The organism is Alitiscatomonas aceti (assembly GCF_025567195.1).
Classification (GTDB): domain Bacteria; phylum Bacillota; class Clostridia; order Lachnospirales; family Lachnospiraceae; genus Alitiscatomonas; species Alitiscatomonas aceti.
Genome location: NZ_JAOQJF010000034.1, coordinates 19,628 through 35,720, shown reverse-complemented (window position 1 = coordinate 35,720; position 16,093 = coordinate 19,628). Strand labels below are relative to the sequence as shown.

Below are 16,093 nucleotides of genomic sequence, written 5' to 3'. Positions count from 1 at the left end.
ATTCATGGTGGCTTAAAAGTTGTACCCTAAAATATCAAATCGGATTTTTGAAATTTTCTTCAAAAAACACTTGACTTTTTATTAGCAGGCTTTCATTGATTTGTCAAAAAATATCGTTTTATTTATATAAATGCTCCACATTAGAAACATCTACTTTAGAAGGTATCTTATTGTTTGTTGAAGCTATTCTGGTGTACATGATGCTGCTAGTGTCAGTATCACGGTGATCCAATCCCAGTATATGTCCTAATTCATGTGCTACCGTACCAGCAGTTACATCTGCTTCGTTTATTTCATTAAAATAAATTGTACCCCCATCCCAATCATCCTTTTCATTTCTGGGATCGTTTTTCTCCACACCATTATATACAAACTTTGTAACTGCAATATAATTATTGTCCAATGTAGAACCATAAAAATAAAGTACACCTGAGTTCATCACTTCAACCAATTCAACAACATCTGTTGCATTATTCCATACAGAAACACCCTCATCAATTCTTTCCCGATAAGTATTTCCCCAATATACATAATTTAATGGCTTAACGGATGCTTTAAATTTATAATCTAAATATGTAGTTTTTCCATGCTCACATCCCTTGGAAAATTGACCCTTTACTTCACATATCCCAGAAGAAATATTAAAAAAAGCCCATTCTGGTTTTGTACTATTTCCAAAATTTCTCCATCCAACTTGACGAGCTCCTTGTGGAATAGAAGAGTTTTCATCTATTTCCGTATAATATTCATTATCGTTTACCGTGAACCACCCTTTTGCCATAGCTCCATATGGATGTCCATTAGTTTCAACCGTATAAAAATAATACCAATAAGAATTTATTTCCTGCCATCCTGATACCATTGCTCCAAACGGCTCTTGTGCAGTAGATGAATCCTGTAAAAAAACCACTCATTGTCTATTTCTTGCCAGCCTACAAGCATATATCCATCTTCATTAAAATAGTACCAATTATCATTAATCTGCTCCCATGTATTTGTAGGGTAACCTCCTCCAGAGTACTCAAACCACCATCCAATAGAATCTTGATGCCATGTTCCTTGAGCGTTACTCCTATTAAAAAAATCAAGAGCATAAGGAATATTGGAAGCCGCCATCACAATTTCTGCATTAAAAATACAAAGAATCAAACCAATTAATAGCGTAATTTTCACTTTTTTTGTCATATTTTTCCTCCTCATTTGTTATATTGCTTTTCTTCTCGACACTAGAACAACAGATTCACCCTCCCCTCGTATTTACTTATTATACGAATATAAAAGCCAGAATATAACAATCTAAAAGTAATTTTAACATTTTTCTGGCAATAACCAAACCAGAGTAAGTACATCACATGCATGTTTGACACACTTATCCTATTTTAAATTCGCTATTTGCAATACTCATCCAATTTAACAACGCCTAAATAATACTAAATTTTCTTTACACTCTAAGGTCAAATTATATCGCAATACGATACAAAACTTTAGCAGTATATCTAATTCCTCTAAGAATTTGTACTTGGTTCATTTACCTGTTTCCGTTTTACTTTTCAATTTTTTAATAAAAATTATTTTCCCTGGGTGATCCTTTCAAACAAAAGTCCGGCCACGAACCAGAGCGGGGCAAAATCCAGCCGTATGAGGCCGTCCACGCTGAACCGGCAGCCGGTGTAATCCCAGGGGCAGGCCCTAAGGGAGCGGAGGAGCCTCCCTGTCACATATTCCGCAGTAAAAATAAGCGCCATGTCCCTCAGTCCATGGCGCAGGAGCCGGTCTGCCGGATCCGTTTTTCCCGGCCGGAGAAGATGCCGGTCCAGACTCCGGCAGAAAGGGCCCAGAAAGGCCCCCATGCCGTAAATGGGGAACATAAAAAGGGAGGTCTTCCCCACAAGCCTCCGGTCGCCGGAGGCCAGGGAGACCAGGGACGTAAATATGATCTCCATGCACCACCCGGCGGCGCCGCATTTTAAAAAATCCTTCATTTTGTTTTCCATAGGAACAGTGTGGCAGAAAATGCCGCCGGATATGCAGAAAGACGTGCTTTACAGATACTGGTTCTTATCCCTGTCGTAAAAATAATCAATGGACGAAAGGGTCTCATCCAGGGTTTCCCGATCCAGGGAAAGGGCGCTGCAAAGCTCTTCGAGGCTGGGATAAAAGTCTCTCAGCTGGGTATTGATGTAGCTTAAAAGCATCACAGGATCTCTGGGGATTCCAGTCATGGCGGTCACCTCCTTTTTCTCATTTTCTTCTCCATACAGTTGAACCTCCCGTCGATTTTTGGTATGATTGGTAAAAAGCGATCACCAGTATCTATGATATCTACGAAAGGGGATACATCTATGAAACATATTCTTCTTTTAGGGACCGGAGGCACCATCGCCTGCAAGCACGGAGACTCCGGACTGACGCCGCTCCTCACGGGAGACGAGCTTCTGTCCTACGTTCCGGCGGCCCGTTCCTTTTGTGAAGTGGAAGCCATCCAGGTCTTAAATATCGACAGCACCAATATCCATCCGAAGCACTGGCAGCTTTTATGCCAGGTACTGGAGGAAAACTACGATAATTACGACGGCTTTGTGATCTGCCACGGCACCGACACCATGGCCTATACCGCCGCCGCCATGTCCTATCTGGTCCAGCACTCCAAAAAGCCCATCGTCATCACCGGCGCACAGAAGCCCATCGACCTGGATGTGACCGACGCCCGCACCAACCTGCTGGACAGCCTGCGGTTCGCCTCCTGTGAACGGGCCCACGGCGTAAATATCGTCTTTGACGGAAAGGTCATCGCCGGCACCCGCGGAAAGAAGGAGCGCACCAAGAGCTACAATGCCTTTTCCAGCATCAACTTCCCCTATCTGGCAGTGATCCAGGACGAGCACATCCTGTTCTACATCGACGACAAATGGCAGGACCGGGAAAATGTCCGATTCTACCATGACCTGGACGACCGGGTGGCTCTCTTAAAGCTGATCCCGTCCATGGAGTCTTCCATCCTGGACTATATGGGAGAGCATTACGACGCCGTGGTCATCGAGTCCTTTGGAGTCGGCGGTCTTCCCTCCTATGAGTCCGGTGATTTCTACCACTCCATCGAAAAAATGACCCAGGCTGGAAAGATCGTGGTGATGACCACCCAGGTGACCCAGGAGGGCAGCAACATGTCCGTTTATGAAGTGGGCCAGAAGATCAAAAACGCCTTCGGCCTCATCGAATCCTACGATATGACCCTGGAAGCCACGGTTACCAAGCTCATGTGGATCCTGGGCCAGACAAAGGAGCCGGAGCAGGTAAAGGAAATGTTCTACCAGACCGTGGGCCACGATATTTTATGGAAGGCCGTGACGAAATAGTCCCATACCAGAGGATCATCCGCAGACCCCGGTCAGAAATGACCGGGTCTCTTCTTTTTCCGGGGCTGTGAACAGAGTCTCTGCCTTTCCGTATTCCACAAGACGCCCCTCGGAGAAAAAAGCCGCGTCGTCGGCGATCCGCCTGGCCTGGGCAATGTTGTGGGTGACGATGACGATGGTATAGCGTTCCTTAAGGCCGAGAAGGGTCTCCTCGATCACCGCTGATGCCTTCACATCCAGGGCAGAGCAGGGCTCGTCCAGGAGCAGCACCTCCGGCTCCGCCGTCAGCGCTCTGGCGATACAAAGCCGCTGCTTCTGCCCGCCGGAAAGTTTCAGTGCGCTTTTGGAAAGTTCACCCTTTACTTCCTCATACAGGCCCGCCATCATAAGCTTCTCCCTTACGATCTCCTCCAGCTGCTCCTTCTTCCGGATCCCATAGTATCTGGGAGCATAGGTCATATTTTTATAAATGGAAAACGGAAACGGCTGAGGCGTCTGGAATACCAGCCCCACCCTCCGGCGCAGCTCCTCCCGGTCCATGGTGCGGGTGTCCCGTCCCAGAAGACAGATCTCCCCCTTCATCTCTGCCTCCGGCTCTTCCCACAAAAGACCGTTCAGCGCCCGCAGGAGCGTGGTCTTTCCGCTTCCGGACGGTCCCATGACCGCCAGGATCCGGCCCGGCCGGATCCCCATGTTCACATCCTTTAAAACGGGATGCTCCCCGTAAAAAACACTGACATTTTTAAGCATCAGGATCTCTTCCATCGGTTCTGACTCCTCCTTGCGTAAGCTGTGGCCAGCAGACTGCTCAAAAGTATCATGGCCATCATCACAAAAGCCGTGCCGTAGGCTGTATCCATGGATGTGGATCCCTGGGCCACCAGAAGATACAGGTGCAGCGGCAGGGCCATGGCCGGAGAAAAGATACTGTCCGGCACCGCCGCATAGGCTACGGCTCCCGTAAAGATCATGGGCGCCGTAGCTCCCATGGCATAGCAGCCGCCCAGGATGATCCCGGATACCAGTTCCCCCCGGCACGCCGGCAGCACGATCCGCGTGATCGTATAGAGCTTCGAGCAGCCCAGGCTGTATGAGGACCGGACCAGCTCCGCCGGTACCTCCCGGAACGCCTTTTCAGCCCGTACCTCAATAAAGGGCAGGATCATCACCGCCAGGGCCACTCCGGCGGAAAAGATGCATCGGCCCAGATTCAGATCCCGTACCAGAAAGCTGTATGCAAAAAGCCCCAGCACAATGGACGGGATCCCGGAAATACACTGGATCACCAGGCGTATGGCCTGGTAGAGCCTCCGGCTCCTGCAATAAAACACCAGATAGAGGGCTGAGGCTGCCGCCGGAACAGAAGCGAGAACCATGGCCGTTCCGGTAAAGCACAGGCTTCCTGTAATGGCAGGCCAGATCCCCCCTTCTTCTCCCAGCACCAGTCCTTTGGGGGCCTCCGTCAAAAATTCCACGCTGATGATCCCGGCCCCCTGGAAAAAAACGTATCCAAAAAGAAACAGGACCGCTGCACAGACAGCGCTGATGCCTGCATACGCCCATATTTTCGTAAAGGTTCCGATCCATCTCATAGCGTCTCCCCCTCCATCCGGCTGCGGATCAGGCCAATGAGCCCGTTGATGAGGAACAACAGGAGCATGAGCACCATCCCCGCCGCATAAAGCGCATGGTAGTGGGTGCTCCCATAAACGGCCGTCCCCATTTCCAGGGCGATCACCGAGGCAATGCTCTCGCTCTTTCCCAGGAGCCTCGGGAACAGATTGGCGTTTCCCATGACCATCATCACCGCCATGGTCTCCCCCATGGCCCGGCCGATGGCCAGGATCATGGAAAGAAGGATGTTCCTCCCCGATGCAGGAAGGATCACGGTTGCAGCCGCATACCATCGTGAAACGCCCAGGGCACAGGCCGCCAGCTCATATTTTTCCTTTTCCTTCAGCATGGTCTCGCAGCAGGAGGACACCAGGAAGGGAAGGAGCATCACCGCCAGCAGGATCCCTGCCGCCAGAACGCAGGAGCCGGTGGGCACTCCGGCCTTTAAAAACAGCTTCACTAACACCTGCAGGCCAACAAACCCATAGATCACCGAAGGGATACCAGCCAGAAGGTCCACAAAGGGATACAAAAAGCTCCGCAGCCGTTCCGTTGCAACAAACGCCAGGAATACCGCCGCTCCCAGCCCTGCTCCCAGAGCCAGGGCCAGGGCAGTAAAGGAGACTGCTATCGTAGCGGCAATGAAGTTGAAGATCCCAAACGAGACCGTCCCGGTATAGTCCACAGGCATCCACCTGCTTCCAAACAGAAAGTCCAGGACGCTTACCTCAGAAAACAGGGGCAGGGCTTCCCGGACGATAAAATAAATGACAAATCCCAGTACCAGAATGGAAAAGACCGTCATCCCGCAGATAAAAAACGCAAAAATCTTATCCAGCTTCTTTCTCATCGCACCTCTCCATCAACAGGACAGCCCTGCAAAGGGCTTTCTTTCTGTCTCTTACATACAGATACTGGGGGCGGCAGAATTCCCGGCATCCCCGGTCCTCTGCCATTCCCCCAGCTTTGATCCTATTGGACTTTTTTCGATTGTCAGAGTTTATTCTCCCACAGTAAAGGCCGGGATATATCCGTTGGCCTCTGTCACATCGTAGCCAGTCTGGGAGAAGATGTAATCAATGAACGCCTGCTCAGAGGGGCTGACCACATCACCGGTCACGAACATAACGGGACGCTGGATCTTATAGGTATCCCCAACGATATTCTCCACTGTGGGCTCAACGCCGTCTACCTTCATAGCCTGAAGGACCTGCTTCTCAGCATTGGCCTTATTGTACGCACCGAAGCCTGCGTAGCCGATCCCCCACGGATCATTGGCAATGTTTGTAGCCAGTTCCGTCATGGATGCGGACTGGGTCGCAGATGCGGTCACCTCGCTGTCGCCCATGACAGATTTCTGGAATACCTCATAGGCTCCGCCGGACAGATCGCGGATATATACGTTGATCGTCTCCGCCGGAAGGGAAGCATCCACCTGATCCCAGGTGGTGATCTCTCCTGCGAAGATCTGGCGGATCTGATCGGTGGTCAGATCGTCCGTTACTCCGCAGATGGGATTCTCTGCATTGACGGAAACCGTCAGGGCATCCCTGGCAACGATAAAGGACTGGTAATCGGCTCCCAGTTCCTCCACCTCTTTATCCTTCATGGCTCTCGCCACCATACCAAAGTCCGCAGTCTTATCAACAGCTGCGCTGACTCCCACGCCGGAGCCGCCCGGAGCCACATAAATGGAAATATTCTCAGCCGGGAAGGACGGATCCACCTTATCCCAGGTCACGAATTCCTCTGTAAAAGAAGAGGCCAGTGAGGACATGATCGGATAAAGGGAGGTGGAGCCGCAGAACAGCACGGAGGCCTGGAATTTCTCTTCTTCCTTTTCCGCTGCTGTGGTCTCAGTTTCCTTCGTCTCCTCCGCTTTTGTCTCTGCCGCCGTAGTCTCAGCTGCCTTTGTCTCTGCCGCCGTGGTCTCTGTCTTCCCGCCGTTTCCTCCGCATGCCGTCAGCATTCCCATGGATACGGACACAGCCAGAAGCTTCGCAAGATTCTTTTTCATTCTCTTTTCCTCCTTAGATAATATTGGGATAAAATCTCAAACATATCAAGTATAGTCTCGGAAGCTGTAAAAAGCTAATTGAATTTTTCTATATGGCATCTGAGGCTTTTACAGAAAATCTATCCTGGGTCTCCTGGCATCCCTGGAAGCTCCGTGTTATAATAGAAACGCTTCATAAAAATATACATAGGGAGAGCAATCATGAACATCCAGATCCCAGGCTATAAAACCTTAGACCTGTCCTTTCTCGTTTTAGATTATAACGGCACCATCGCCGTGGACGGCCAGATCCCTCCTGAGGTAAGGGAGGCCCTGGTCCGCCTTTCAAAGGATTTCCAGATCCATGTCCTCACCGCGGATACCCACGGGACCGCCAGGGCCATGTGCCAGGGACTTCCTCTGACCATCCAGACCTTTCCGGCCGGCTCTGCCATGGATTCCAAGCTGGCCATCGTCCGCTCCCTGGGGCCGGAGCGCTGCGTTTCCATCGGCAATGGCCGCAACGACTGCCTTATGTGCAAAGAAAGCGCCCTTTCCATCTCCGTTATCGGAGAAGAAGGCGCTTATTCAAAGCTCTTAAGCTGTACGGACCTGTGTACCACATCCATCCTGGATGCCCTGGCCCTTCTGGAAAAACCAAAGCGGCTGGTGGCAGACCTGCGGGGCTAGGCCCGCGCCTGGCTCCCGCCCGGAAGCCGCCAAAGGCATTTTCTGCAACAAAAAAATGCATCTGATAGGAATCGAACCTACGCACACGGCTCCGGAGGCCATTGCTCTATCCACTGAGCTACAGATGCATCTTTTATATAATACAACACTTTTTCAAAACTTGCAAGGGGTTCCTGCAAATTTTTTATATATTTTTTTGCGGCCCCCTATTTCCCTCCCCGGCTCCCGGACATTGGTATCTGGGTTTTCCCAGGCTGGCCTTCCCGTATTCGATGGCCTGTTCCGGACACCGGCAGATGCAGGCCATACAGTGGGTACAGTCTGATCCCCACACAGGGCTCCCGTCCTCCAGACGGATATTGGACAGGGGACAGAGCCTTACACAGGCCCCGCAGCCTGTACACCTTTCCGTGGTCCTGAATTTTCCCGCATGGACGAACAGCTTGTAAAACACAGGATTCACCACAGTGCTGAGGAACCGGTCCAGAAGCGAGATCTCCGCCTTCGGAAGCGGATTCCCTTTTCTGATGTGCTCTGCGATCTGGTCCGCCTGGGGGATAGCCTTCCCGATGATCCGTTCTGCCTCCGTCCTGTCCGGCACCGGAAACATGGCCACATAATTTTCCGGCATCACTACTTTTCCACAGCCCATATATTCCATTCCCTTTTTTTCACAGAACCGTTTTGCATACCCTCCGGCATTTCCGATCCCGTCGCCGCAGGTCATTACAAAGTACAGCTTCCGGCTTCCTGAAAGCCTCGTTTTCTTCAGCCAGTTTCCCAGCACATGGGGGATCTGCCAGCCATAGGTAGGGCAGACCACCACAAACGGCCGGCTGGAGCTGAGCTTCCCATAATCGTTCTCCCTTATCATGGGAAACACATCCACAGCCGTATCTCCCGTTTTTTCTGCGATCCGCTTTGCAATAAAAGCACTGTTTCCCGTTCCTGTAAAATATAAGATCATATGCCTTCCTCCATTGGTTTTATTATACTTCCAATTTTGAAAAATTACCAGTTTTTCCTGTATGTGTTGCTAAATTTTTGCTTCCTATTTATTTTTCGCGAAAAATGTATTAAAATACAGTGAAAATGGGAACTATAATGAATTTAAATAAAATGAGCTATATTGTACAATAGATTTGAGGTGACTAGCTATGCAGGAATTTTCCCAGCCCCTGGGCGATGCGGTAAAAAAGGCACGCGGTGAACTGGGGCTCACACAAAACCAGGTTGCAGACCAGATCGACGTCGATGTGCGTACAGTAATGAATATTGAAAATTATAAAGGGAATCCCAAAATGGAGATCTTATTCCCTCTGATCCGTGCGCTCAAAATAGATTCCAGAGAGATCTTCCATCCGGAGATCCGCCTGGATAATCCGGCTGTCAGTAAGCTGCACCTTCTGATCGAGCAGTGCAGCGAGGATGAGGCTGCTGCCCTGATCCCTATTATTGAATCCATTCTGTCCGCCCTCCGGACCGGCCATCCATCCCGCCCCGGCCGTTTATAATATTCCGGAGACTATTTCTGTCCAGTACCGGACCTTGTGAACAAAAGCGTATCTCTTTGCTCTTTTCATATGTATTACAATTCACCCTTGATTTAAAAACCAGCCTGTACTATAATGAAGGTGCCTGATGCACGCCAAAGTACCGCGGACCGATGCTTCTGCGGGAGTGCAGCAGGTCCTACATTCAGAAAGCCCGCCCTCCTGCACCGGAGAACGGGCCTGATCCCACTCTGTATCCCAGATCCTGTCCGGAAGCTGTGACCAGAGGTTTCCGGACCTTCAGAATCCGCACAGTATGATTCCTTCTGAATCCCAATAAGGCCGGGACCCGGAGTGGGATCTTTTTTCTTTTCTATCCTATTTGATCGTGATCCTTCCCTGTCCCCTGGGATCTTTGTATTCTTCTCCCACGGTTCCTCCCAGATATTCACTGATATAGGAAGTGATGGTATCCACATCCACCATGGTCTCATCCTTTAAAATGGGACAGCCCATGAGCATGGACATGCCGTCTCCACCGGATTTTAACCAGTAGTTGTGGGAGGCCAGCGTATAGGTCCGGTTCACATCCAGGGGCTCTTCTCCCACATAGATATCCCGCACCCGGTACTCGCCGCCCACAGACACGAAATTTCTCTTTTCATCCAGCACCACGCTGGAGGGCACAGAGGAGTCCACCGTATACGTAAGCCCGGAAACGTGGATAAAGCCGCCGCTTTCCTCGGGATAATTCTTCACGCCCATCTCCAGGGCGTCCTTGATCTTCTGCCCGGAGACCTCTGCCATACAGATCATATTCCCATAAGGGAATACGCTTAAAGCGTCCTCATAGGTGATATCTCCAGCTTCGATCCCGGCACGGATGCCGCCGCCGTTCATAAAGCCGATATCCGCGCCCATCATATAGCGGCTGGCGTCGGCGCAGAGGTCGCCCAGGTTGGTCTCTGCCTTCCGCACTGCCCGCAGCCCGGTCTCCGGATCCTTATCCATCAGATCCACATCTGTGCGGCCCAGGACCACCTTCAGAGACTCCTCATACTGGGACTTGATCCCGTTGATGAAGCTCTCCATCTCCGCGTCCTTTGCCGGATTTCCCTCTGCGTCCGTCACGGCGCTCACATGGGAGGCCTGGATCTGTCCGTCGGTGGTAATGGTCAGCTTTCCGGTGTTGGCAAACTTGGTGCCGGTCTGGGTCAGTACCACCATCTCCCCGTTCTCGTTGGGAACATTTTCCACACAGACCTCATGAGAGTGGCCGTCAATGGCGGCGTCGATGCCGGTGGTGTTGGCGATCACGCTTCTGGAGCTCCACTTCTCTGTGATCCCGTTATCGCCCAGATGGCCCACCATGATCACATAGTCGGCGCCTTCGCCCCTGGCCTGGTCCACGGCACTCTGTACCTGGCTGTATAAAGCCTCTCCCGTCTCATCCTCACAGAAGCTGAAGCGGTATCTTCCAAACTGGTCCTGGAAGTAGGCCGGCGTGGATTTGGTGATGCTCTCCGGTGTGGCAACGCCTACAAAGGCTACCTGGATATCGTCGTACTCCATGATCCTGTAAGGCGCAAACACCTGGGTCTTTGACGGCAGGTTTACAAAGTTGCAGGCAGAATAGCCGCAGTCCAGTCTGGCGGAAAGTCCCAGGAGCTTTTCCATCCCGTAGTCGAATTCATGATTTCCGGGAACGGCAAAATCGTATCCGGCCTTATTCATGATCTGCACCAGGTACTCGCCCTCGGACAGAGTCCCCACCGGCGCGCCCTGGATGGCGTCCCCGGCATCCACCAGGGTCACATACGGAGTCTCCTCCTTCATCTGGTTTTCATACCAGACAAGTCCGGCGTAGCCCATGTTTTCCTCGATGCCGCAATGGGTATCGTTGGTGTGGAGGATCACCACATCGTGATCCAGGGCAAAGGCCGTCTGGCACGTGAGGGCCGCCATAAAAGCGGCTGCTGAGAGGGTCAGGATCTGCTTTTTCATTTCACAACCTCCTTAAAATATAGTTTTCCCCATAAAAAACAAAGAAGTCCCATGAACCAGTCACGGGACTCCTGTTTTCAATGTTCTCTTTTCTGTTCCGGATCTTATGCTCTGGACAGATACTCGCCTGTACGGGTATCGATCTTAACGCGGTCTCCGGTGCTTACGAATAACGGAACGTTGATCTGTGCGCCAGTCTCAACGGTTGCCGGCTTTGTAGCGCCAGTGGCTGTATCGCCCTTGAAGCCCGGCTCTGTATCTGTGATCTCCAGCTCAACGAATAAGGGAGCCTCTACGGAGAATACGCTTCCGTTATAGGAGCATACCTTAACAACTTCGTTTTCCTTCACGAACTTTAAGGCATCGCCAACGATATCCTTGTTTAAGGCAACCTGCTCGTAGGTGTTGTTGTCCATGAAGTTGTAAAGATCGCCGTCTGCATATAAATACTGCATGTCCACGCGGTCGATCCTTGCTGCCGGGAATTTCTCAGTGGGGCGGAAGGTTCTCTCAACTACACCGCCGTTGATAACGTTCTTTAATTTAGTTCTAACGAAAGCGGCGCCCTTGCCCGGCTTTACGTGCTGGAATTCCATGATCTGTACTACCTGACCGTCAATCTCAAGTGTCACGCCATTTCTAAAATCGCCTGCTGATACCATAAATGATATTCCTCCTTAAAATCTGATTCTCTCATTTCACGCTTATGGCTGATTCTATCCTATTTTATACTATAATGCCTATGTTTTCAACCATTTTTTACAAAAATCAGGCAGCAGTTCAACTGCGCAAAGATCCCGGCAGGAAAAAGCGCTGAAAACCTGATTTCATAAGCATTTTCTGTCTGGATCCCCATAGGGCTGAACTGTTTTAAAATCAAACATCCGGCTTCTGCCTTTGTTTCTTATAGGCCCGGAGCACCACCGCCTCCAGATACCGCTTGAAAACGATCTGGATCTCCTCATGGGGATCCATGGGCTTTGTGAGGATGCTGTAAAGGCCTGTGCGCCTGGCCCCCCACACGTCGGTAAAAAGCTGGTCCCCGATAAAGAGGGTGTTCTCCCGGCCTGTCCCCATGACCTCCATGGCCCGCTCATAGCCCTTCACCGACGGCTTTCCCCCTTTAAATATATAGGGGCTCTTTACCTGGCCGGCAAAGGGAGCCACCCGCGGCTCCTTATTATTGGAAAGGATGCAGGTGGAAAAGCCCATGGCCCTCAAGCGCTCAAACAGGCCGATGGAACGGGCGTCCGCCGGAGCGCCGTGGGGAACCAGGGTGTTGTCCACGTCAAAGATGATCCCCCGGTAACCCTTCCGGTACAGCTCCTCAAAGGGGATCCCATAGGCGCTGTCCACATATTCGTCTGGAAAAAATCGTTCTAACATACGCGCCTCTGCTTATTACTTATTATTAAGGAACTTGGCCAGCTCCTCCATGAACGCGTTCACGTCCTTGAACTCCCTGTAAACGGAGGCAAACCGCACGTAGGCCACCTCGTCCACATCCTTCAGCTTCTTCATCACCAGCTCTCCGATCAGAGACGCCGGGATCTCCCGCTCCCCCATATTAAAGATCTGGTTTTCGATCTCATCGATCACAGCGCTGATCTCCTGGGAAGAGACCGGCCGCTTGTGGCAGGAAAGGAGGATCCCCTTCTCCAGCTTGGAACGGTCATATGTCTCCCTGGAATCATCCTTTTTTATGATCATAAGAGGCATGGTCTCCAGCTTTTCGTATGTGGTGAACCGGCGGCCGCACTGTTCACACTGTCTTCTCCGCCTGATGGAGCTGTTATCATCCGCCGGCCTGGAGTCGATGACCTTGGTGTCTGACGCATTGCAGAATGGGCATTTCATTCTCTTTTCCTCACTTCCTTTATTTCTGCGGTCTGGGCGGTTCTTCCCGAAGCCGTACCAGGACAATGTCGTCCCCCATCTGGCACACGTCCTCAAAGGGGATCACAAATTCCTTTTCCCGGCCCAGAAAGCCGCAGACACAGCCAGGCCCCGGAACGATCAGGGCCTTTATCTGGCCCGTACATGGATCAAACTCCATGTCCCCGACAAATCCCAGCCGTCTGCAGTCGCAGACGTTGATGACCTCCTTGCGCTTTAACTCGCTCATCCGCATAAAATCCCTCCGCGCATATGCTTCCGCTTATGAAAGCATATGCGCGGCGGTCTGTCCTGTTTCCTTGATCCTGACAGCTATTCTTCAACCTTCAGACGGTTCTTAAAATATCCGTCCGCACAGTAGATGGCTCCCACCGGATTGTGGGCCAGGACGCGGTCCTTGACCACCAGAGTCGTGACCCTGGCCTCCGAATACTGGTAAAACAGGGAGTCATGGCCCACGCAGAGACCCAGGGCGATATTGAAATCCGTCTTCTGCTCATTTAAGAGCTTCGCCTGGAGGATGGGGTTGCACATGGCCTCATACTGGCCCGGCTTCAGCTTCTTTTCATCGGGGATCCCGGCCTCTGTCTTGTCCACTCCCCCGGACTTACAGACGGCAGATACCACCGTAAAGCCCTCGTTCCTGAAAAGATCCGCCACGATCCTGGCTTCCTTTGCAAAACCGATGCAGAAGCTCAGTCCGATCTTTTTATATCCCATCCGTTTACAGAATACCATGGTCTCCTTCAGCCTCGGCCACTGGCAGTAGCCGTCATGCTCGATCTCTGAGGAGGTCACGAAAAACTTCTGCACCTCCGGCTTCTGATACTCTGCCTTTGCTTCCTCCACCAGGGCTTCCTGGCGCATGGGACAGTTTTTGGGCATATCCTTATGCTCCGGATCCTTGCACGCATGGATCGTGCAGCTTGCGCATGTATACATTTTATCCTCTCCTTTTTTTCACAGCTGATTCTATTTTAACGCTTCCGTATACTGTCTTTTAAGATCTTCCTGGCGTTTTCTCCCAGGATCGCCGCCTTTTCCCATGGGGAAAATCCGGTTTCTTCTATAAGGCGGATCGCCGCTCTCTGGCTCCCATAGGGAAAATCGCTTCCAAATATCACCCGGTCCGGCCCAAAGGAGCCTGCGATCCGCTCAAACTCGTCCTTATTCTGGAATTCTGCGCTCATGGCCGTATCAATATATACGTTTTCCGGCATACGGTACAGCCTGTCCTCCCCGGTCTGGTCCATGGACAGGCCGCCCATATGGGCCAGGATCACCGGTACGTCCGGAAGGAGGCGGATGATCTCTTCTGCCGATGCCGGATGCAGATCATAGGGGCTGGGGACCTTGGCACAGCCGCAGTGGATCAGCACCGGAAGGCCCAGATGATTGATCCTCTCCCATATTTCCCTGTATTTTCCGTCCTCCAGATGTACCTTCTGGAACGGCGGATGGAACTTCACCCCGGCCATATGGAGATCCTTTAATTTCTCGATCTCCTCCAGCACGTGGGGACAGTCCGGATGGAGGCCTCCAAAGGAGATCAGATTGGTCCTTACGATCTCTCTGGCAAACCGGTTCACATCTGTCTGGGTCTCCGGCCTGGATACCACCGGCTGGACCACGGATAAGGAGATGTCTGCTTCCTCCATACGCCGGAGGAGGTTTTCCCGGATGGGAAGGCTGTCATAGGGATCCCCCTCCCGTCTGACCACCTCCATGGCCCGTCTGGCCAGGGCCACAGGATAAATATGGGTATGGAAGTCTATGATCTGTGTTTCCATGGGAAACCGTCACCTGCTTTCAGAATTGTTCTCCCTTCATCTTACCATTATTCCCCAGGAAATTCAATTTGTTTTGCAAAAACCAGGGAAAGCGCCGTTTTAGTGGGACGACAGCCCGGAGAGCCGGTGTGATATCCCGGTTATCTGAACATCAGATACAGGGCCAGAAGGAACAGGAAAAGCCCGCCCCATTGCCTGGTGATAAGAAGCGTCAGGAACACCACGAGCAGCAGAATGATGACCAGAAGAATGATCCCATTCATCGATCCATCGCTCTCCTTCCTTGTCATTTTTCTGATCTTATCTGTCGTCAGCATCCTTCCCCATGGCCTGGGCGATCTGCTTTATAGCCATATCTATATAAAGATACACTCCGTCCCGGTCGCAGTGGTACAGGTTGGAATAGCTCGTACTTTCATTGGGAGAGATCGGATCAGGCTCCACCACCTCCGTAGCTTCCAGCAGTCCGGCCCCCAGCTCCACAGCGGAGGTGAGGGCCTTTTTCAGCACCGCAAGCTGCCCGTCACACCAGAGTCCTTCCAGATCTTCCTGAACCTTTTTGTCCTGCTCCAGATCCTGGAGAAGCTGTGCCGCCTGATCCGGAGACAGGTACACGCCAGAGCAGTAATTTTCAATGATCCGGTTTTCTGCCGGATTGGGAAAGACAGCCGGCACGATCTGCTCCCACGGAGTAAAATACCGGACATATTCTGGCTTTTGCTCCACCAGAAAAGAAAAGGCGCTCCCTCTGGTGTAAAAGTAATCCCGGAAAAAGCCCTGGATCACTGCAATATAAAAGCCATGGCTCTTATCAAACAGCTCATCTGGTCCTGTCCCAGCTCCGACCCGCAGGGTATCCAGATACTTTTCCGCATAGAAATCCTCCATCCCATACTGTGCCGCAAGGGCCAGCACCTTTTCCTCCCGGCCCTGCTGTACCCATGTAAGAGGCCCAAAATACCATTCCTGCATTTCCTCCGGTGAGATCGGGTGGAAACTCACATCATATCCCATAAAATTCCTCCTTAATAATCCAGTAAAACCGACACCTGCTGTCAGGGGAGCCGCCAGCAGGTGCTTCACCCGCCCGCAGGAGCTATGCGGATCGAACGCAGCCTGAGCATCCTCATCCTTCCGCACGCTTTGCACCGCCTCAGCGGGCAGATCCCAGTCTGGAGCAATTTCGGCGGCCAGCTCTGGGAGATCCCGCTCCTAAAAAGCTGCCAGCCGTTCAGACGCCGGTTCTCCCTCCAG

Annotated in this window: 21 protein-coding genes and 1 tRNA gene; 3 read left to right on the top strand and 19 right to left on the bottom strand. The window is 51.6% G+C overall.

The window, feature by feature from the left end; all coding sequences use genetic code 11:
* Window positions 1-118: 118 nt before the first annotated feature.
* From OCV69_RS13750 to OCV69_RS13735, 4 genes are all read right to left on the bottom strand, one after another.
* Window positions 119-862, bottom strand: coding sequence for a matrixin family metalloprotease (locus OCV69_RS13750; RefSeq protein WP_262563161.1), 744 nt, complete (start codon window positions 860-862; stop codon window positions 119-121).
* Entirely contained in the window at window positions 838-1,185 is a 348-nt protein-coding gene (locus OCV69_RS13745) for a hypothetical protein (RefSeq protein WP_262563160.1), read from the bottom strand. The genes OCV69_RS13750 and OCV69_RS13745 overlap by 25 nt, the downstream gene beginning before the upstream one ends.
* A 383-nt stretch (window positions 1,186-1,568) precedes the next feature.
* On the bottom strand, window positions 1,569-1,982 hold the full coding sequence (locus tag OCV69_RS13740) for a putative ABC transporter permease (RefSeq protein WP_158359817.1): 414 nt from the start codon (window positions 1,980-1,982) through the stop codon (window positions 1,569-1,571).
* Window positions 1,983-2,042: 60 nt separating this feature from the next.
* Entirely contained in the window at window positions 2,043-2,222 is a 180-nt protein-coding gene (locus tag OCV69_RS13735; protein ID WP_022273065.1) for a DUF4250 domain-containing protein, read from the bottom strand.
* 120 nt (window positions 2,223-2,342) lie between these two features.
* On the opposite strand from OCV69_RS13735, the gene OCV69_RS13730 reads away from it, so the two are divergent.
* On the top strand, window positions 2,343-3,356 hold the full coding sequence (locus tag OCV69_RS13730; protein WP_158359815.1) for an asparaginase: 1,014 nt from the start codon (window positions 2,343-2,345) through the stop codon (window positions 3,354-3,356).
* Window positions 3,357-3,371: 15 nt separating this feature from the next.
* On the opposite strand, the gene OCV69_RS13725 is transcribed toward OCV69_RS13730, so the two are convergent.
* The 4 genes from OCV69_RS13725 to OCV69_RS13710 form a co-directional block, all read right to left on the bottom strand.
* Complete coding sequence (locus OCV69_RS13725) at window positions 3,372-4,121, bottom strand: phosphate ABC transporter ATP-binding protein (protein WP_158359814.1); 750 nt, start codon at window positions 4,119-4,121, stop codon at window positions 3,372-3,374.
* Window positions 4,106-4,948, bottom strand: a complete 843-nt coding sequence (locus tag OCV69_RS13720) for a PstA family ABC transporter permease (RefSeq protein ID WP_158359812.1) — start codon at window positions 4,946-4,948, stop codon at window positions 4,106-4,108. The genes OCV69_RS13725 and OCV69_RS13720 overlap by 16 nt, the downstream gene beginning before the upstream one ends.
* Window positions 4,945-5,820, bottom strand: coding sequence for a phosphate ABC transporter permease subunit PstC (gene pstC / locus OCV69_RS13715; RefSeq protein WP_022273069.1), 876 nt, complete (start codon window positions 5,818-5,820; stop codon window positions 4,945-4,947). Before pstC ends, OCV69_RS13720 begins: the two co-directional genes overlap by 4 nt.
* A gap of 150 nt (window positions 5,821-5,970) precedes the next feature.
* A complete protein-coding gene (locus OCV69_RS13710) occupies window positions 5,971-6,987 on the bottom strand; it encodes a phosphate ABC transporter substrate-binding protein (RefSeq protein WP_158359810.1) in 1,017 nt (338 codons plus the stop codon).
* A 201-nt stretch (window positions 6,988-7,188) separates the two neighbouring features.
* On the opposite strand from OCV69_RS13710, the gene OCV69_RS13705 reads away from it, so the two are divergent.
* Complete coding sequence (locus OCV69_RS13705) at window positions 7,189-7,656, top strand: HAD family hydrolase (RefSeq protein WP_158359807.1); 468 nt, start codon at window positions 7,189-7,191, stop codon at window positions 7,654-7,656.
* A 56-nt stretch (window positions 7,657-7,712) separates the two neighbouring features.
* Here the strand turns inward: OCV69_RS13705 and OCV69_RS13700 are convergent.
* Window positions 7,713-7,784, bottom strand: a tRNA-Arg gene (locus OCV69_RS13700).
* A 56-nt stretch (window positions 7,785-7,840) separates the two neighbouring features.
* Entirely contained in the window at window positions 7,841-8,623 is a 783-nt protein-coding gene (locus OCV69_RS13695) for an EFR1 family ferrodoxin (RefSeq protein WP_158359805.1), read from the bottom strand.
* A 190-nt stretch (window positions 8,624-8,813) separates the two neighbouring features.
* Here OCV69_RS13695 and OCV69_RS13690 point away from each other — a divergent pair, with 190 nt between their 5' ends.
* Window positions 8,814-9,170, top strand: coding sequence for a helix-turn-helix transcriptional regulator (locus OCV69_RS13690; protein ID WP_158359804.1), 357 nt, complete (start codon window positions 8,814-8,816; stop codon window positions 9,168-9,170).
* A gap of 357 nt (window positions 9,171-9,527) precedes the next feature.
* On the opposite strand, the gene OCV69_RS13685 is transcribed toward OCV69_RS13690, so the two are convergent.
* From OCV69_RS13685 to OCV69_RS13645, 9 genes are all read right to left on the bottom strand, one after another.
* Complete coding sequence (locus tag OCV69_RS13685; protein WP_158359802.1) at window positions 9,528-11,153, bottom strand: bifunctional metallophosphatase/5'-nucleotidase; 1,626 nt, start codon at window positions 11,151-11,153, stop codon at window positions 9,528-9,530.
* 104 nt (window positions 11,154-11,257) lie between these two features.
* Window positions 11,258-11,815, bottom strand: a complete 558-nt coding sequence (efp, locus tag OCV69_RS13680) for an elongation factor P (protein WP_022273075.1) — start codon at window positions 11,813-11,815, stop codon at window positions 11,258-11,260.
* 214 nt (window positions 11,816-12,029) lie between these two features.
* On the bottom strand, window positions 12,030-12,539 hold the full coding sequence (locus OCV69_RS13675) for a YqeG family HAD IIIA-type phosphatase (RefSeq protein ID WP_158359800.1): 510 nt from the start codon (window positions 12,537-12,539) through the stop codon (window positions 12,030-12,032).
* Between the two features lie 15 nt (window positions 12,540-12,554).
* Window positions 12,555-13,010, bottom strand: coding sequence for a transcriptional regulator NrdR (gene nrdR / locus OCV69_RS13670; RefSeq protein ID WP_022273077.1), 456 nt, complete (start codon window positions 13,008-13,010; stop codon window positions 12,555-12,557).
* A gap of 19 nt (window positions 13,011-13,029) precedes the next feature.
* Window positions 13,030-13,284 (bottom strand): PRC-barrel domain-containing protein, encoded by a 255-nt coding sequence (locus OCV69_RS13665; protein ID WP_022273078.1) that lies wholly within the window; start codon window positions 13,282-13,284, stop codon window positions 13,030-13,032.
* Window positions 13,285-13,361: 77 nt separating this feature from the next.
* Entirely contained in the window at window positions 13,362-13,991 is a 630-nt protein-coding gene (locus OCV69_RS13660) for a DUF1847 domain-containing protein (RefSeq protein ID WP_158359798.1), read from the bottom strand.
* Window positions 13,992-14,026: 35 nt separating this feature from the next.
* The gene (locus OCV69_RS13655; RefSeq protein WP_158359796.1) at window positions 14,027-14,839 is read right to left on the bottom strand and encodes an amidohydrolase family protein; all 813 of its coding nucleotides are present in this window, start codon (window positions 14,837-14,839) and stop codon (window positions 14,027-14,029) included.
* Between the two features lie 140 nt (window positions 14,840-14,979).
* Window positions 14,980-15,102, bottom strand: a complete 123-nt coding sequence (locus OCV69_RS13650; protein ID WP_262427899.1) for a hypothetical protein — start codon at window positions 15,100-15,102, stop codon at window positions 14,980-14,982.
* Window positions 15,103-15,139: 37 nt separating this feature from the next.
* Window positions 15,140-15,853: a hypothetical protein gene (locus OCV69_RS13645; protein ID WP_262563159.1), complete on the bottom strand. Its 714-nt coding sequence runs from the start codon at window positions 15,851-15,853 to the stop codon at window positions 15,140-15,142.
* Between the last annotated feature and the right edge of the window lie 240 nt (window positions 15,854-16,093).

Excerpts from the sequence above, each read along its gene's own strand:
- OCV69_RS13750 (WP_262563161.1), bottom strand. The coding sequence starts at position 862 with ATGGTATCAGGATGGCAGGAAATAAATTCTTATTGGTATTATTTTTAT.
- OCV69_RS13745 (WP_262563160.1), bottom strand. The coding sequence starts at position 1,185 with ATGACAAAAAAAGTGAAAATTACGCTATTAATTGGTTTGATTCTTTGT.
- OCV69_RS13740 (WP_158359817.1), bottom strand. The coding sequence starts at position 1,982 with ATGAAGGATTTTTTAAAATGCGGCGCCGCCGGGTGGTGCATGGAGATC.
- OCV69_RS13735 (WP_022273065.1), bottom strand. The coding sequence starts at position 2,222 with ATGACTGGAATCCCCAGAGATCCTGTGATGCTTTTAAGCTACATCAAT.
- OCV69_RS13730 (WP_158359815.1), top strand. The coding sequence starts at position 2,343 with ATGAAACATATTCTTCTTTTAGGGACCGGAGGCACCATCGCCTGCAAG.
- OCV69_RS13725 (WP_158359814.1), bottom strand. The coding sequence starts at position 4,121 with ATGGAAGAGATCCTGATGCTTAAAAATGTCAGTGTTTTTTACGGGGAG.
- OCV69_RS13720 (WP_158359812.1), bottom strand. The coding sequence starts at position 4,948 with ATGAGATGGATCGGAACCTTTACGAAAATATGGGCGTATGCAGGCATC.
- pstC (WP_022273069.1), bottom strand. The coding sequence starts at position 5,820 with ATGAGAAAGAAGCTGGATAAGATTTTTGCGTTTTTTATCTGCGGGATG.
- OCV69_RS13710 (WP_158359810.1), bottom strand. The coding sequence starts at position 6,987 with ATGAAAAAGAATCTTGCGAAGCTTCTGGCTGTGTCCGTATCCATGGGA.
- OCV69_RS13705 (WP_158359807.1), top strand. The coding sequence starts at position 7,189 with ATGAACATCCAGATCCCAGGCTATAAAACCTTAGACCTGTCCTTTCTC.
- OCV69_RS13695 (WP_158359805.1), bottom strand. The coding sequence starts at position 8,623 with ATGATCTTATATTTTACAGGAACGGGAAACAGTGCTTTTATTGCAAAG.
- OCV69_RS13690 (WP_158359804.1), top strand. The coding sequence starts at position 8,814 with ATGCAGGAATTTTCCCAGCCCCTGGGCGATGCGGTAAAAAAGGCACGC.
- OCV69_RS13685 (WP_158359802.1), bottom strand. The coding sequence starts at position 11,153 with ATGAAAAAGCAGATCCTGACCCTCTCAGCAGCCGCTTTTATGGCGGCC.
- efp (WP_022273075.1), bottom strand. The coding sequence starts at position 11,815 with ATGGTATCAGCAGGCGATTTTAGAAATGGCGTGACACTTGAGATTGAC.
- OCV69_RS13675 (WP_158359800.1), bottom strand. The coding sequence starts at position 12,539 with ATGTTAGAACGATTTTTTCCAGACGAATATGTGGACAGCGCCTATGGG.
- nrdR (WP_022273077.1), bottom strand. The coding sequence starts at position 13,010 with ATGAAATGCCCATTCTGCAATGCGTCAGACACCAAGGTCATCGACTCC.
- OCV69_RS13665 (WP_022273078.1), bottom strand. The coding sequence starts at position 13,284 with ATGCGGATGAGCGAGTTAAAGCGCAAGGAGGTCATCAACGTCTGCGAC.
- OCV69_RS13660 (WP_158359798.1), bottom strand. The coding sequence starts at position 13,991 with ATGTATACATGCGCAAGCTGCACGATCCATGCGTGCAAGGATCCGGAG.
- OCV69_RS13655 (WP_158359796.1), bottom strand. The coding sequence starts at position 14,839 with ATGGAAACACAGATCATAGACTTCCATACCCATATTTATCCTGTGGCC.
- OCV69_RS13650 (WP_262427899.1), bottom strand. The coding sequence starts at position 15,102 with ATGAATGGGATCATTCTTCTGGTCATCATTCTGCTGCTCGTGGTGTTC.
- OCV69_RS13645 (WP_262563159.1), bottom strand. The coding sequence starts at position 15,853 with ATGGGATATGATGTGAGTTTCCACCCGATCTCACCGGAGGAAATGCAG.